The following is a 15,251-nucleotide window of genomic DNA, read 5'->3' on the forward strand; positions in this document are numbered from 1 at the left end:
TTGCTGCAGTTGCGGCCACTACCCTTGTCAGCATTCAGCAGCCAGTCTACGCACAATTTCTGCAGCACTCATTTCACAACAGCCACTCACATTTTGCCCGGCCCAAAGCGGCGTAAAATCACCTCGACCATTTTCCTCACAGACCTTACGCAGCGGCCCTATGGCAGTACTGGCATTGGGAAACGCCGGAACCTGATCACTCAGTGGACCGAGCTCAAATATCGCCCGGTTCATAATGCCCCGTGCAGGTCTGCCGGAGAACACATTGGTCACAGCCGTATGCTGCGCCGCACCACTGGTTAAAATTTTTCGATGCACCTGACTTGTTGACGTTTCCGGGCACAACATGAACGCCGTACCTACCTGAACAGCGGACGCGCCCAATGCCATTGCAGCCGACACACAACGTGCATCGGCAATACCACCGGCCGCAATAACCGGTAGATCGACGACCTCAACGATCTGGGGCAACAGACTGAATGTGCCCACCTGGGTGGTCAGATCATCGGTCAGGAACATGCCACGATGCCCACCGGCTTCCAGCCCTTGAGCAATCACACAATCAGCGCCGTTGCGCTCCAACCAGCGAGCTTCATCCACCGTTGTGGCACTGGAGATCACCAGCGAGCCCCAGGATTTGACACGCTCCAGCAACTCAGGCACGGGCAAGCCAAAGTGAAAACTCACCACAGCCGGTTTAAAGTCAGCGAGAATCTCGGCGGCCTGTGCGCTAAACGGCACCCTCGCGGCGCCAGCAGGCACATTGTGGGGATCGAGCCCTAATTCCTGATAATAGGGCAACAACAACGAGCGCCAACGCTGCTCGGCGATAGGATCATCTTCGGGATGCGTATGGCAGAAGAAGTTAACATTGTAGGGACGATCGGTCGCCGCAGTAATCTTCTCAAGCTCAGTGCGAATCGCATCCGGTCCCAACATGCCGCAAGGCAGCGAACCAAGGCCACCTGCATTTGATACTGCGATCGCAAGGTCACTGCCCTGCACGCCAGCCATGGGGGCCTGAATGAGCGGAAATTCTATATCCAGCAGTTCATTTAGCTGTTTCATCCTCATCCTTCTCTGCAGCTTCCTTTGCCTTTATAACCGCCTGTTGGGCCTGCCAGTCGCGCAGTTCATCGTAGTAGCGGTCCCAAACGCAGGGGGAACATCCACCCTCACAACATTCATTATCACCGGGCGGCTGCGGCCGTTGCGTCGTCGTACTCATCTATTCAAACCTCTGTGTAATATCCTACTTATATTATCGGAATTAGAGGGGCAACGATATTGGACTTGGGTCGTGGCGTTTTGGACTTCAAGCACTTAACCAACGTCCCGGTAACATTTTTCCTCTATGCTAAAGCATAAAGAGCTGCCGAAAATTGTGCCGACCATGTTCAGACAGTCCGTGTTACAAGCTCCCTATCAGGAAACCTCGCATATCCCCTACAACACACCGCAAAAGGACAGCCTGCGACTGATCAGTTTTAATATCCAGGTTGGTATTCGCACCCATGCCTTCCACCACTATTTCACCCGTGGCTGGCAGCATGTTCTGCCCCACCATAAACGCAACCACACACTTGAAGAGATCGGCTATCTGCTGCGTGACTACGACATCGCAGCATTGCAGGAGGCGGACGGTGGCAGCTTACGAAGTGGCTTTGTGAATCAGGTCAGGTTTCTGGCCGAGACGGGGCGGTTCCCCTTTTACTATCAGCAGCTCAACCGTAATCTGGGCAAGCTCGCCCAGCACAGCAACGGTATTCTGAGTCGGATTCCGCCAAGCTATGTCGAAGATCACAGCCTGCCTGGTCGCCTACCCGGCCGGGGTGCCGTCATTGCACGCTTTGGGCATGGGGATCGCAGTCTTCTGATTGTAGTGCTGCATCTCGCACTGGGAAGCCGCACACAGGATCGGCAACTGCGATATATTCGGAAGGTAATCGGTAACCATAAACATGTGGTATTGATGGGCGATATGAACAATCCACTGGAGCACCTGCATACCCGCAGCCCTTTGCGCGATCTAAAGCTGCAAACCGCTACCAGCCAACACACCTACCCGAGCTGGCAACCGCAGCAAACCCTGGACCACATTTTGGTAACACCTGACCTGCAAGTACGCCACGCGGAAGTGCTGGACTGCACGATCTCTGACCACCGCCCCGTGACGATGGAGATCGGTCTGCCAGCAGAGCTACGTCACCTACTGCGAAAAGAGCACGTCGATGAAACGGATCAGTTTGAGCGATATACATCGGATGCATAAATTTGCCCACAAAAGCGCCTGGCTTATGCGGGTATTTTGTCAGTCATTTTTATCATCGTCCTGACTATGCAACGTCTTAAGTTTTAGGCTCAGATCAGCGTACATCTGCTTCAACTGGCGGTTCTCCTCTTCCAGGTTCTGCTCCGTATCAATCTCACTGTTCACATCCGCGAGTTGGTTCAGTGTATTCTGTAGCCTCTGCGCCTCCATTCGGTACTGAAAGACCTCCTCATAGCGCTCATCCAGCTTATCACGCAGCACCTCAATCGCTGCATCACGCTCGGATACGTCCTGCTCCAGCACCGTAATTCGGCTTTGCAAGAGATCAAGCGCCTGATCACGATCCTGATGCATCATTGCCTGCTCGTCACCACCCTTAATACCGGTGGCGATATGGTGGTAAATCGCCTTGAGCTCGTTGGACTCGCGCTCGCTGTACCTGATATGACTGCGGACCGCACTGTGGGAGCTGGCCGCACCGATCGAGCCCGCCAGCTCATGCTCGATCATGCGGTGAAACTCAACCAGTTCGATAATATTGACGTACTCACGATTGGCGACATGAAGATCATGAACAACCTGCTCCAGTAAACGCTCGGCTTTATCGGAGCGCAGATATTGAGTCAGCAGACGATAAACTTCCTGACGCTTTTCACCAAAGCTGATGTAATCATCCAGGCCAGTCGGGCGGGCCTGTGCAGCGCCAGCCACAGTCGGTGCGGCAAAGATTGCCATATATTCTTCGGTGAGATTCCGCTCCTCTTTATTGGGCTCAAACAGGAGTGAGTACGCAACAAAGAGAAGAGCGTTAAGCCCGAGGGATATGATCACGCCGTGTGCGGTTTCATCCTTCCATTCCATGCCAAACAACGCTTGCGGCCTGAGCATGTCAATGCCGGCGGGCCCCTCCTGCAACCAGTGCTGAACCCACTGCACATCCTGACCTATAACAGGCAGCAATAGGGTATAGAACCACACCAGCAGCCCGGCACAAATACCCAATATGGCCGCATTGGTGGTCGCTTTGCGCCAGAACATACCGCCGAGTAGCGCGGGGGTAATTTGCAGTAACGCCGTGATCGCGAGTGTCCCGATCCCCACCAAAAAGTATGCACCACTGAAGGCAGCAATAAAAATATAAGCGGAAAAGATCAGCAGTACGGCAACCGCCCAACGCACCAATAAAAGATACCCACGCAGCGCACGCAACGGCTGCCAGGATTCAGCCAGCGGCAGAATAAGATGGTTTGCCACCATAGTAGCAATGGTAGTGGTTGTGATGATAACCATACCCGATGCCGCCGCAAAACCGCCGAGAAAGGTTACCAGCGACAACAGCCCGTTCTCCTGCTGAAGTGGTAGCAACAGCACAAACATATCCGAACGCTCAGGAGGCAGCCCTTGCATCAAGCCCGCAGCAGCCAAAGGAATGATAAAAACCGACATCAACAACAGGTACAGCGCCAGGATCAACGCGGCGGGCTTGATGTGCCGCTTGCTGTTGTTCTCGATGACAGCGAGGTGAAACTGCCGGGGCAGCAGCATGATACTGAAAAAACCGATGATCATATGGGTGGCTAATCCACCTATACCGATCTCATCGATCCCTGCGCTTGTCAGGTGGATTAAGTCCCGCTGTTCCATCCGCTGCCAAAGATCGCCGAACCCGTCGTACACCCCAAAGGTGATAAACGCCCCCACGGCCAATAATGCAATCACCTTGATTGCACTCTCCAGCGCCAACACGACAACCATGCCGTAGTGATGCTCAGTTGGATCAAGACGGCGGATACCAAACAGGATGGTAAACAGAACCAGAACCATACAGGCAGCTAATCCGGTTAAGGTGTCGGCACTGTCTGCGTCCATCACGCGGGAAGTGTCGTCTGCGGTAATTACGCCGATGGAGGTGATGATCGCTTTGATCTGCAGGCCCACATAAGGCACGCTGCCGAAGAGCGCGGTAAGAGCCACCAATGCAGCAATGGTCTGGGAACGGTTGTAGCGGGCAGCAATGAAGTCGGCAATGCTGGTAACCCTGAACACCTCCTTGGCCTGCACCATGCGGTATACCAGGATTCCCCACAAAGCCAGACAGAGGTAACTGCCAAGATCCATGATGAAGAAACGAATCCCGTGGGACGCGGCGTCCCCTACGTTGCCATAAAAAGCCCAGAAGGTATGGAATACGCCCAAGGAGAGGCCGTATACCCAAACGTAGGATCGGCTCAGGCGCTCCTGACTGCGTTCCACCCGCAGTGCCAGCGCAAACAGCAGCACCATATACAGGCAGATCACGATAAAAATGGTAAGCGAGCCAAACATCAGTACACGCTCTTGTACCTTTATACAGTGATCAAGTATAGCAGTGCAGCGTTAACGGACGCGGGCTTGCGCCTTGGTCTGGAAAGAAAAGATGAGCTATTGCGAGCAGAGTGCAGGTCGACCGGTCTGGATCGACCTGCAGATTGAAATGCAGGTGGAAGTAACGAACCTTAGCGGTTGTTCCAGTGAATGCACTCCTCCAGCGTGACGCCAGAACCACCAAAGATATCCAGTGCACTCCCAATAGTCAGATCAACTTTGCCACCAGACAACTGGTCTACCAGCTTCAGATCTTCCAGCGAACGCGCACCGCCCGCATAGGTCACCGGGATCGGACATGCTTCACCCAGTGCACGCACCAGGTCCTGATCGATCCCTGCCTGCAGGCCTTCAACATCCGCCGCATGGATCAGGAATTCCGCACAGTGCTCACTCAATGCGGCCAGGGTGTTAGCGTCCACCGCAGTCTCGGTCACAGTCTGCCAACGGTCGGTCGCGATATGCCAGCCATTTTCGGTGCGGCGGCAGCTCAGATCCAGCACCAGACGATCAGCACCAGCGGCGGCTTTGATTTTCTCCAGACGTTCCCAACTAAACTGCCCACCCTCGAACAAGTAAGAGGTTACGATCACGTGGGATGCGCCCGCTTCCAGAAACTCCTCGGCATTGTCGGCATTCACACCACCGCCAAACTGCAAACCTTGAGGCCAGGCAGCCAGTGCCTTCAACGCCTGCTCCTTGTTGCCTGGTCCCAACGCGATCACATGGCCACCGGTCAGGTTGTGCTGACGGTAAAGGGTCGCGTAGTGGGTGGCGTCGTACGGACTCACGTAGTTCGTATCGGCCCCCTGATCATTCAGGCTACCACCAACAATCTGCTTTACCTGCCCCTGGTGCAGGTCGATACACGGACGAAACTGAGTCAAGAAACTGCTTCCTGTTCTGGCCTTGGAGAGAGGCCCATATTGTACCAGAAGATCTGCACTGGAATCCTCAACGCTAAGGTCTTCAACATTAGCGAAGACGCTGAGGATGAATGCTGTGTAGATCTTGACGCTGACGCTATGACAGGTACTCCTTCAGCCGTATATGTTCATCCAAAATCAGCAAGCCCCTTGGGTAACGTGGAATTCAGCGATCAATTGAGATCTGCAACCAACTCGATTGAGTTAATCATCAAACGCCCTCTATCCAGCCAATCGGGCACCTGTTGTGACGTTGTGTTAAAGGTCACTAATAGCAAACGCCCGTTGAGTGGGATGCCGTACATCAGGTTATGGATCGACGTATCTTCCGCCTTAGTCACAAACTCCAATACCATCACCCGGGTGCCAAACTTGGGAGCAACACGGCTTTGTAACCAATGCGCATCCCCATAGCGACGCCTAAGCAGGCGTGATACAACCGCGTGAGCGTCATCGATCTGTTTTTCCTGGATTGCATTCTGGGTATGGTGAAAAGCGATGCTGACGGTTCCGTTCGTTAAACTGAAAGCCTCAATGCCACGCTGCCATCCCGGATACTTTTGATCCATCTGCCATTCAGACATGGGCCGCAGATCATCTGGCATGTGGATTTTCACTGCTCCGCGAAGCACAACCCTTTCGTTGATTTCCGCATGCAACGTGGAGTGCCATAAACAACACAATAACAGTGCAAATATACGCATCTTCAAGCTCCCTCTCGATTCAATTTGGTCATCCTGACCACCATTCGCATCAGCTACATTAACCCCATAAACATCATTGATTTATATAGAGATTATGGATATTTCTAGCGCTACCATGACTCAGATCACGCACGGCTTTGGCACAGTGTCAATTAATTGCGGGATTAGCCACAGATACAATAATTCTGTAACAGAATCCTGTTCGCGCTTCGATAGAATACCGCCGCATAACAAAGTATCACCCAATATAAGATCATCTGAGGTTAATGATGAAGTTCAAAAAGCAGGATAAGGAATTCGTGATCGGCTGGATTGAGCGACAGTTCAAGAAGAATCCAACGTTCCCGATTAGCTGCGTTGACGGTGATAAAAATAATAAGAACTCTGTCTCAAAAGAGCACTTGAAGGCGTATAAAGCCTGGAACAATACCAGCCACAAGCGATCTGAAGTCGAAGCTTGGATCAACAAATGGCTGCATGAAACGGAGATTTGCGAACTCGAGCAACAACTCGAAAAGCTAGAAACGCAGAAAAAAGACTGACCCTACATATCTCGCAGCAGGATGGCTCCGCCTCCTGCTGCGCCACCCTCACCTTTTACTCTACAAAATCCCTGCTCACGCTTATTACTGGTCAACCGGCGTCACGCTGCGCCTGCTGCCGCTCGCCCTGTTGCGCCTTTGCATAGGATTCCATCCTTGCGGATAAAGATTTCACCATGGACTTAAACTTCTTGCGATGTTTCGAGGCAATGGTTTTCACCTCCGGAATTTTTGCCTTCATGGCATTCACCGGGCGGTTATTGATATGGAATTCATAGTGCAGATGCGGTCCGGTAGAACGTCCACTGTTGCCACTCAGCGCAATTTTCTGACCACGAGACACCTTCTGTCCTTTACGAACATAGGCTTTTTTAAGATGCAGATAGCGAGTTCGGTATTTTGCTCCATGTTGAATCTGAATATAGAGCCCTGCGTAACGGTGTTGGATCACACGGGTCACCACGCCGTCTCCCGCAGCCAATACCGGCGTACCCATTGGCGTTGCAAAGTCGGTCCCGTTGTGTGGGCGAATCGCTTTAGTCACCGGGTGTCGACGACGTGGATTGTAGTTTGAACTTATACGATAACGTTTTTGGAGTGGTATACGCTGGAACGCTTTTTCGAGGCTGCGCCCCTTTTCATCGAAGAAGTTACCGTCGAAGTTGTAGATCTCCAACGTACGGCGTTTACCCAGATAACGGAAACCCTCAATTTTACTTTCGCCGGTGTACTGCCCCTTCACGTACTGACGCGAGATGATTAGCTGAAATTGGTCTCCGGCACGAAGATCCTTGCGAAAGTTCATCCGGGTTTTCAGCACATTTGACACGGTATACGCCTCGGCCAGGCTGGTCCCCGCAGTCTGCATCGAGAGGTGCAGATTCCCCTGCACCGTACCCACGAACACTTCACTGCGATGTTGCCCTTTCTCGATATGCTCGACGAATTCGAAGTCATCCTTCTTACCGCGCGTAAAATCCACCATGTAGGTCAGGCCCGAACGAAAAGTAAAACGCGTCAGGCGTTCTTTCTCATCAAACTGAAATTCGAGTTTATGGCCCGGCTGAATCGTATCAAGCGCCAATACGTTCACATCCGCTTCCAACAGCTGGTAGAGCGTAGTCTGAGGGACCCCCAGATTCTCAAAGATCTTGCTGAGGGTATCGCCTTTTTCCACGACGTAGTAAAGATGTCCTTTCGGTTCGTCATCATCGCTTTTCTCTGCCGAAAAGCCGGGAAACTCCGGATCATCTAACGACAAAGGAAGGGAGACACGGGTCATGCCAGGCGGGGCTTGGTTACCGGACGGCAACACCAGAGCCATCAGCATCATCGCCAGGGTGACAACAATTACAGTACGCTGGACACGCGAAAGGTGCCCATACAGTCTCTTCAGACCCTCGAAGGCTGTGTTTATCAAACTCAAAACAGATACCAGTAAACCACTGGCAGCGATATGGCCTCCTTGTGAGGCCAAGACGACACCGCTGCACGCTTAAAATCATTCAAAAAGAGGGGGCACAATTTAACCTGACAACATCGTAAAGTCAGGCGCTGAATAGAAAATGAAGCCGAAACAAAATGTGAATACCGTCGCTCCCTCGCTCCCCTTCCCCATTTATATCACCCTCAAAGATAAAGGGTAATCATCAGAAACCGTTTTTTGGATTCAGTTCCACAGCCTGTCTGACAGCGCTCAATAATACGTTAGTCAGCCTTATCATTAGGCGGTACAACGCTTGAGATGTCAGCCGAATCATCTGTTTCACAGGCGCGTGGAGCACCGCCACGTCTTAATGCTGTACGAAAGCGATGCTGCTTCTGCTGAAACTCCTGAGCCGCACCATAAGGCACGAAATACAAGTAACGTTCATGGGGATCAGCAAGCTTGCGGGCATGTTTGATCGGGCACCAATACTGCTCCGTGCGTGAAGAGATCTCCCGCGCATAACTGATCACCCCATTGGCATAAGCACAGTAAATACAGTTCAGCTTTTGGATAGAATTGAGATACCCCAGATGATGACGATCAAAGACAAAGTACTCGGAGCGATCCACACGGGGGATGCGGTACAAACGAAAACAGATCTGCTGGTATACCGTAAGGCCCAGATCAAACAGTGCAATCGGCACGATCATGCCATAGATAAAGGGCGCGGACAGCACATTGCGTAACTGGCTGGCCCTGAGCCAGGCAAACACGTTTTGCCTTAACTCTTTATGCGTGCGCCGTAACCGCTCTTCAAATTCAACCCGAGTGCCTTCCACCTTATAGAGAAATTCCTGCTCCTGCTCTTTCAGCACGGCCTGCAATTCCTGGCGCAGGCTCTCAATTTGCTGCACCAGTTGCTCGATACGATCATTCATCGATCTATACCTGTATGCCTTTCGGTACTTTGAACCTAGTCGCTCTACCCTGAAAAAACCAGTTCTACCAACTACTTGCCCCCAGCCACGAACTATCTGCTGCAACATTTGTCTGCTATCTACCGTGACAACACCAATTGATCAGGAAGAACGGATGAAACCGTCGGTGCTATTGGAAATATTTCTGCGCTTTTTAGGGCTGGGTTGTATCTGCTTCGGCGGTCCCGCCGCGCATATAGGATACTTCCGCAACTACTTTGTGGAAAAACATCGTTGGCTGGACGAACAGCACTATACCGGTCTGGTCGCACTGAGCCAGTTCCTGCCAGGGCCGGGTTCCAGCCAGGTAGGATTCGCCATTGGTATGAATCGGGCAGGCATCCCTGGTGGTGTCGCCGCGTTTTTGGGCTTTACTCTTCCCTCGTTTTTGCTGCTCTACCTAATTGCAACCAGTACGGCCCAGTTCGCGGACAACAACATCATGCAGGGCGTTATCCACGGCCTTAAATTGCTGGCGGTTGTGGTGGTCGCCGATGCGACTTACGGGATGTTCAGCAACTTCTGTAAACAGCGCTGGAGCCTCTGTGTGGCAATCGCCACCGCCATGTCACTGCTGATTTTCCCGGGCATTGGCACCCAGTTGATCGTTCTGCTGAGCGCTGCCGCGATCGGTTCCTTGCTCGGCAAGACCAACACCCAGGCATCGCTGACGCTGAAGAAGCCGGGTCTTATATCGGGAGGCCTGTTCGCGGCCCTGGCACTGCTGCCACTCCTATTGATTGATCAACCACTGATCGCGCTGTTCCATGATTTCTTCGCAGCGGGCAGTCTGGTGTTTGGTGGTGGCCATGTAGTCCTTCCACTTCTGCAGGACCTGGTGGGCGACAGCATGAGCACTGACCGTTTCCTGCTCGGATATGCCGCGGCACAGGCAGTTCCTGGCCCGATGTTTACCCTAGCCAGTTTTCTGGGTGCCGAACTATATGCCGATATGCCGCTGATAGGAGCTCTACTGGCCACACTTGCCGTCTTCCTACCCGGCTTTCTGCTGCTTATCGCGTTTCATGATAGCTGGCAGAGCCTTAGCAACCGTCCGCGTATCGCAGCGGGTATACAGGGCATTAACGCAGCCGTTGTCGGCCTGTTGCTAGCCGCCCTTTATCAACCTGTGTTCAGTAGCGCCATAAACAACGGTACCGACTTTGCCCTGGTGTTGGCGGGTTTGCTACTGCTTCGCGGAATGAAACTCAGCATTATACTGCTGGTTATTTTTTATATTGCTACCGGCGCATTCCTGCTTCGAATATAAACTTGCTGTAAGCACTAGAAATATTGGATGATGGAACCAACATCGATGGAGGACTCTCAATGAGCGAAAAAGGAAGCGCAGGCAACGTCATCGCAGCGCTATGTAACGTATTTATCCCCGGATTGGGCCATCTTGTGCAGGGCCGCATCCTGCTGGCACTTCTGTTCTTCGCCGTAACAGCTGTAGGCTATGCAACCTATTTCCTGATTTTCCCTGCGGTTATCGCTGCGGTATTCCACTTGATCAGCATTATCAGTGCAGCTCGATACAAAGGCGATTGATAAGCCCTCCCCTGTGCGCTGAAAGTATCCCCACCTTCAGCGCAAACTGACAATCCACGATATTTACGCGCCGCGCTCTGGTACACTAACCTGCTCTTAAACCCGCAGCTTACGCCGCGTGTATCGTTCCCATTCTTTTGAGTTTATCTATGTCTGCCGCATCACCTGCTTCGTTCACATCTTTGGGTCTGTCCGAGTTTTTACTATCTACCCTCACTGAACTGGGATACGAGCAACCAACCCCCGTGCAAACACAAGCGATTCCTGTGGTACTCAGAGGCGGTGACGTCGTAGCAGCGGCACAGACCGGCTCTGGCAAGACGGCGGCGTTCTCTCTGCCGCTACTGCAGACAATCAGCACGAATCCGACATCGTCTAGGCGTGCGGTTCGCGCTCTGGTCCTGGTACCAACCCGCGAGCTGGCGATGCAGGTGGGTGATGCAATCCGTGCCTATGCGCAGAATCTGCCAGAAGCAGTAAAAGTCGTGACTGTATTTGGTGGTGTATCGATTAATCCACAAATGCTGTCGCTACGGGGCAGTGCGGATATCCTCGTGGCAACACCCGGGCGGTTACTGGACCTGGCGGATAAGAACGCGGTAAGCCTGACATCGTTAGAAACACTGGTACTGGACGAAGCCGACCGCATGCTGGACCTGGGTTTCGCCGATGAGCTTGAGGCAGTATTAAAGCTGCTGCCAAACAAACGTCAAAACCTTCTTTTCTCGGCAACCTTCCCCGAAGGGGTAAAAGAGCTAACCCGAAACTTGCTGCACAATCCAACCGAGATCGAAGTAAAGGTTGAATCCAGCATTCCGGAGCAGGTTCAACAGCGAGCGATCGAAGTGGATCGAGATAAACGCACCTCCCTGCTGAAGCACCTGATCAAGGAAGAGGGCTGGTCACGCGTAATCGTTTTTGTTGCCAGCAAACGCGGGGTAAACAACGTTACCATGAAGCTTTCTCGTGCGGGCATCAAAGCGGAAGCACTGCACGGTGACCTGACTCAAACCGCACGTAAAGAAGCGCTGGCCAACTTTAAAGCCAAAAAATTTAAGGTACTGGTTGCGACGGACCTGGCTGCCAGGGGTATCGATATCGCGAACCTGCCTTGCGTGGTGAACTATGACCTGCCACGCTCACCTGCGGACTATGTGCATCGCATCGGGCGTACCGGTCGTGCCGGTGAATCCGGTGTCGCGCTGTCGTTTATCGATCACGAAAACGATGCCCACTTTAAACTGATCGAAAAACGCACCCGTCAACAACTTCCACGTGAGGAAGTCAAAGGCTTCGAGCGCTCGCCATACGCACCGGTTGAGCTGCTGGATAAACCCAAAGGACCGGTTAAAGGTAAACGTAAGAGTAAGAAAGACAAACTGCGCGAAGCCGCGGCAAAAGAACAGCAAGGGAAATAAGCTCAGCGGTACACGCAACATTCCAGTTGCTAGCGCCCTCTGCAACTAGATCTGCTTAACCATCAAGACTGCATCCCCAGCGTAATGAATCAGCGGATGGGGATGTACTGGTGCCCGATCCACTTCCTTGTATCCGTAGCGCTCATACAGCGCCTTTGCACCGCTATTCTCTTCAAAAACGATCAGGCTAAGCACAGAGAACCCTTTCTCTCGCGCATGCCTTTCCGCTAACGCCAGCAGCCGTGTTCCTATTCCTAGCCCACGGTACTCTGGAAGCAACGCCATACCGCAGATGTAATAACTGTTATCGACCTCAAGCTTCGAGTACGGGGCGAGCACTGGATCCTCTTCCACATAGGCGGGATCAACCTGCATCGGAAATGCCACCAACATCCCAACAACCTCACTATCGCTGACAACAACCGAGCAATTGCGGTAACTGAAGTTTGTGTCTTCCCGCTCATAACGGTGCTGCCCTACAGCCAGGATATCTTCGCCAGGTTCTGCAAGTTGGGTCCAAATATAATCGGCAACGCCGTCAGATGAAATACTGTATAAACGGGCAATGGCCGCACAATCAGACTTAACAGCGGGACGGATGGTGGAGCTCAGCATGATGCTTCCCCCTCAAGTTGGCTTAGGAAAGATGGGTAACCAAATACCCCCCTACAATGAGCATAGCGGAAGGAAACGACAACGTCGGGAAGCGCAGAAAAAGGGCAGAACCCCGAACCTATGTATACGCACGGCTCGGAACGGGACACCATTAACTGAAGGCACCTTCAGCCAAGATAAACTGAAAACGCCTGGGGAGGTTAGTAGCCCCACCCATGATAAACGCTCGGGATCTCTCTCGATTTAATAACGCCCCAGCCACTCACTGCTCCAGATAGCCCGTGCTGGGATTATGGAAACAACCGCAAATCAACACCAATATTGTATCGCCTTCCCCACAACCGGCATGAAAGCGATCTGTAAAGATTTGATAGTCAGGTTAGGCGAAATTCAACAAATTTAGAACGGCCTCCACCTAAATAGCAATCCCATTAAAACCAGGCAGTTTATTTGTTTCTTGGCCACTCCAATGTCCGCGATCCCCCCTTAAAAAACGCCAACGTCTCATAAAACCATACAAATTGTGGTTATAATTTTTAGTTACTTCCTCGCCTAGCATGTAATGTTTATAGGCTATACTTACTGTTCATCTAAAGCTCAATGCTGAATGGATTCCAAATGACAAGGAAATCACTTTCTAATTTCTATTCGCCGTCATTTTTATTTAGATTGATTGGAACACTCCTCATCTGCGTGTCGCTGTATGCCGTTTTCGGATGGCTTACGGATACGCCACCCTCACTCTTTCTGCCACACGCGCCCACTATGAAGATGAATACAGCACTTGGCGTTGCATTGTGTGGCTCAGCGCTTTTAGTGTTTAACACAAGAGTCTTCGGCATTAGAGCAGAGCTTTTTCCAGCTCTCTCCCTTATCGCCATTTCCACACTGACCTTGTGCCAATACTATTTAAATTTGGATCTCCATATTGACAACATATTCATCGAAGATAGCTTTTCAACTAAGCTGCCAGGGAGGCCATCCGAAGCAACAGCAGTCACTCTGCTGTTTGCGGGTCTTTGCATCACCCTATACTCTTTCCGTATTTGTACCAAAGCTCTGCACTGTGACCTTCCTATTTTAGTCGGTCTATTTATTCCGCTTTTAGGCGTGTCGAGCTACATATATGGTTATGAAAGCATAGCGACCTTTACTTTTATTGAATCAATGTCTTTGCCCACCGCCTTGAGCCTGTCGGTTTTTTTTATCGGTTTTTCACTCACTCAGCGGGAAAGCCTACTTCACAGTTACTTCAACAATAGCTCCCTGACGTTTCGTGAACTTCGCAGGCTATCTTTCCCTGTGATCATTTTCCCAATTGCAGTGGGTTGGATCGCCCTATACTTCATTCGTGAACAAAACGTAGCACCTGAACTGGGGATCGCATCAATGGCCGCAATATGCAGCATTGTGGCCGTCATCGGCTTGCTATGGAACTCATTCAAAGAATCCAAGTGGCAGGGTCAGTTTGCCGCTGAGCAGAAAGCTAAGTTGCTGGCTCAAACAGAACTTGCGTTTGCCCTGGAAACATCAATGGGCGCTGTATTGCTCTTCTCCTCTCGAGGTGATGTCGTCGCTGCAAATAGTGGCGCCAGTCGTATTTTCGGCTGGGAAATAAACGAAATGAAGGACATGAACCTTCAGCACTTTATCCCTCCCCGATTACGTGATGCTCATGCCGGTCACGTCAAGTCTTTCAGGCAGGGGGAAAAACAAAAGCAGGTCAACGATAACTTGTTAAACATGGTGGGCTATCACAAGTCAGGAAAAGAAATACCGATTCTGGTGAGCATTAACAAACAGTTGATCGACGGTGAAATGATGTTTGGCGCCGTCATAATGGATGCGACCGGTATTTCAGATCAACTAACGCGCTTCAAGACCCAAGCAGAAAAAGATTACTTAACTGATATAGCCAACCGACACGGACTGGACGCATACATCGACAGCCTTCAGCAAGAGCGGTCCGGACAGCTGATGTCCCTCCTGGTGGTCGATATTGACTACTTCAAACGCGTAAACGACACCTACGGCCATGCAGTAGGAGACAAACTTCTACAAAGTTTTGTCGTGCGGATTAAAAGCACACTGCGCTTTCACGACAAACTATTCCGGCTCGGAGGCGAGGAATTCCTCGTTGTTTCAAAACGAACGTATTCAGATGGCGCAATTACATTAGCGAACCGTATTCGCACAGCAATCGCATCGACCCCTTTCGCCTGCCACGACAACACACTGTCGATTACATGCAGCATCGGAGTGTCTGATATTCGCGTAGGCAAAGATGACTTTACGGAACAACTGCGTAAAGCAGACGAAGCGCTGTACATTGCCAAGCGAGAAGGCAGGAATTGTGTTCGCCGCTGTGACGAACAGACGGAAATAGAGACGGCACTTTAAAGTCAAAAAAAGCGGAGGCCCGAACCTCCGCTAAAACGCGGTTCCGACAGGAT

General features: G+C 51.6%; 14 protein-coding genes. 6 read left to right on the forward strand and 8 right to left on the reverse strand.

What is annotated here, in order from left to right; all coding sequences use genetic code 11:
- Window positions 1–27 precede the first annotated feature (27 nt).
- Window positions 28–1,068, reverse strand: a complete 1,041-nt coding sequence (locus tag QKW35_RS14250) for an NAD(P)H-dependent flavin oxidoreductase (RefSeq protein ID WP_282354092.1) — start codon at window positions 1,066–1,068, stop codon at window positions 28–30.
- The gene (locus tag QKW35_RS14255) at window positions 1,052–1,228 is read right to left on the reverse strand and encodes an oxidoreductase-like domain-containing protein (RefSeq protein ID WP_282354094.1); all 177 of its coding nucleotides are present in this window, start codon (window positions 1,226–1,228) and stop codon (window positions 1,052–1,054) included. The genes QKW35_RS14250 and QKW35_RS14255 overlap by 17 nt, the downstream gene beginning before the upstream one ends.
- Before the next feature lie 126 nt (window positions 1,229–1,354).
- Between QKW35_RS14255 and QKW35_RS14260 the strand changes: the two genes are divergently transcribed.
- On the forward strand, window positions 1,355–2,272 hold the full coding sequence (locus QKW35_RS14260; RefSeq protein ID WP_282354095.1) for an endonuclease/exonuclease/phosphatase family protein: 918 nt from the start codon (window positions 1,355–1,357) through the stop codon (window positions 2,270–2,272).
- Window positions 2,273–2,311: 39 nt separating this feature from the next.
- On the opposite strand, the gene QKW35_RS14265 is transcribed toward QKW35_RS14260, so the two are convergent.
- The 3 genes from QKW35_RS14265 to QKW35_RS14275 form a co-directional block, all read right to left on the reverse strand.
- Window positions 2,312–4,597 (reverse strand): hypothetical protein, encoded by a 2,286-nt coding sequence (locus tag QKW35_RS14265; protein WP_282354096.1) that lies wholly within the window; start codon window positions 4,595–4,597, stop codon window positions 2,312–2,314.
- A gap of 170 nt (window positions 4,598–4,767) precedes the next feature.
- On the reverse strand, window positions 4,768–5,523 hold the full coding sequence (hisA, locus tag QKW35_RS14270; RefSeq protein ID WP_282354097.1) for a phosphoribosylformimino-5-aminoimidazole carboxamide ribotide isomerase: 756 nt from the start codon (window positions 5,521–5,523) through the stop codon (window positions 4,768–4,770).
- A 212-nt stretch (window positions 5,524–5,735) separates the two neighbouring features.
- Window positions 5,736–6,146 (reverse strand): hypothetical protein, encoded by a 411-nt coding sequence (locus QKW35_RS14275; RefSeq protein ID WP_282354099.1) that lies wholly within the window; start codon window positions 6,144–6,146, stop codon window positions 5,736–5,738.
- Between the two features lie 386 nt (window positions 6,147–6,532).
- Between QKW35_RS14275 and QKW35_RS14280 the strand changes: the two genes are divergently transcribed.
- Window positions 6,533–6,808 carry a hypothetical protein gene (locus QKW35_RS14280; protein ID WP_282354100.1) on the forward strand — a complete coding sequence of 92 codons (276 nt, stop codon included), beginning with the start codon at window positions 6,533–6,535 and terminating at the stop codon, window positions 6,806–6,808.
- A 91-nt stretch (window positions 6,809–6,899) separates the two neighbouring features.
- Here the strand turns inward: QKW35_RS14280 and QKW35_RS14285 are convergent, their stop codons facing one another.
- Together QKW35_RS14285 and QKW35_RS14290 are read right to left on the reverse strand one after the other, a co-directional pair.
- Window positions 6,900–8,234 (reverse strand): peptidoglycan DD-metalloendopeptidase family protein, encoded by a 1,335-nt coding sequence (locus tag QKW35_RS14285; protein ID WP_282354101.1) that lies wholly within the window; start codon window positions 8,232–8,234, stop codon window positions 6,900–6,902.
- Between the two features lie 281 nt (window positions 8,235–8,515).
- Window positions 8,516–9,175: a hypothetical protein gene (locus QKW35_RS14290; protein ID WP_282354103.1), complete on the reverse strand. Its 660-nt coding sequence runs from the start codon at window positions 9,173–9,175 to the stop codon at window positions 8,516–8,518.
- A 154-nt stretch (window positions 9,176–9,329) separates the two neighbouring features.
- On the opposite strand from QKW35_RS14290, the gene chrA reads away from it, so the two are divergent.
- From chrA to QKW35_RS14305, 3 genes are all read left to right on the forward strand, one after another.
- A complete protein-coding gene (chrA, locus tag QKW35_RS14295; protein WP_282354104.1) occupies window positions 9,330–10,484 on the forward strand; it encodes a chromate efflux transporter in 1,155 nt (384 codons plus the stop codon).
- Between the two features lie 59 nt (window positions 10,485–10,543).
- Window positions 10,544–10,765, forward strand: a complete 222-nt coding sequence (locus QKW35_RS14300) for a hypothetical protein (RefSeq protein ID WP_282354105.1) — start codon at window positions 10,544–10,546, stop codon at window positions 10,763–10,765.
- 149 nt (window positions 10,766–10,914) lie between these two features.
- Window positions 10,915–12,183 (forward strand): DEAD/DEAH box helicase, encoded by a 1,269-nt coding sequence (locus QKW35_RS14305; RefSeq protein ID WP_282354106.1) that lies wholly within the window; start codon window positions 10,915–10,917, stop codon window positions 12,181–12,183.
- A gap of 45 nt (window positions 12,184–12,228) precedes the next feature.
- Here QKW35_RS14305 and QKW35_RS14310 read toward each other — a convergent pair whose 3' ends face one another.
- Window positions 12,229–12,798, reverse strand: a complete 570-nt coding sequence (locus QKW35_RS14310) for a GNAT family N-acetyltransferase (RefSeq protein WP_282354108.1) — start codon at window positions 12,796–12,798, stop codon at window positions 12,229–12,231.
- A gap of 765 nt (window positions 12,799–13,563) precedes the next feature.
- Here QKW35_RS14310 and QKW35_RS14315 point away from each other — a divergent pair.
- On the forward strand, window positions 13,564–15,198 hold the full coding sequence (locus QKW35_RS14315) for a sensor domain-containing diguanylate cyclase (protein WP_282354111.1): 1,635 nt from the start codon (window positions 13,564–13,566) through the stop codon (window positions 15,196–15,198).
- The last annotated feature ends 53 nt before the right edge of the window (window positions 15,199–15,251 follow it).

It is taken from the genome of Pontibacterium granulatum (assembly GCF_029961155.1).
In the GTDB taxonomy this organism is placed as follows: domain Bacteria; phylum Pseudomonadota; class Gammaproteobacteria; order Pseudomonadales; family Balneatricaceae; genus Pontibacterium; species Pontibacterium granulatum.

Bases quoted from the DNA above. Each gene is read 5' to 3' on its own strand.
- QKW35_RS14265 (WP_282354096.1), bottom strand. From the start codon at position 4,597: ATGTTTGGCTCGCTTACCATTTTTATCGTGATCTGCCTGTATATGGTG.
- QKW35_RS14290 (WP_282354103.1), bottom strand. From the start codon at position 9,175: ATGAATGATCGTATCGAGCAACTGGTGCAGCAAATTGAGAGCCTGCGC.
- QKW35_RS14310 (WP_282354108.1), bottom strand. From the start codon at position 12,798: ATGCTGAGCTCCACCATCCGTCCCGCTGTTAAGTCTGATTGTGCGGCC.
- QKW35_RS14255 (WP_282354094.1), bottom strand. From the start codon at position 1,228: ATGAGTACGACGACGCAACGGCCGCAGCCGCCCGGTGATAATGAATGT.
- QKW35_RS14280 (WP_282354100.1), top strand. From the start codon at position 6,533: ATGATGAAGTTCAAAAAGCAGGATAAGGAATTCGTGATCGGCTGGATT.
- QKW35_RS14275 (WP_282354099.1), bottom strand. From the start codon at position 6,146: ATGTCTGAATGGCAGATGGATCAAAAGTATCCGGGATGGCAGCGTGGC.
- QKW35_RS14315 (WP_282354111.1), top strand. From the start codon at position 13,564: ATGAAGATGAATACAGCACTTGGCGTTGCATTGTGTGGCTCAGCGCTT.
- QKW35_RS14250 (WP_282354092.1), bottom strand. From the start codon at position 1,068: ATGAAACAGCTAAATGAACTGCTGGATATAGAATTTCCGCTCATTCAG.
- QKW35_RS14260 (WP_282354095.1), top strand. From the start codon at position 1,355: ATGCTAAAGCATAAAGAGCTGCCGAAAATTGTGCCGACCATGTTCAGA.
- QKW35_RS14300 (WP_282354105.1), top strand. From the start codon at position 10,544: ATGAGCGAAAAAGGAAGCGCAGGCAACGTCATCGCAGCGCTATGTAAC.
- chrA (WP_282354104.1), top strand. From the start codon at position 9,330: ATGAAACCGTCGGTGCTATTGGAAATATTTCTGCGCTTTTTAGGGCTG.
- QKW35_RS14305 (WP_282354106.1), top strand. From the start codon at position 10,915: ATGTCTGCCGCATCACCTGCTTCGTTCACATCTTTGGGTCTGTCCGAG.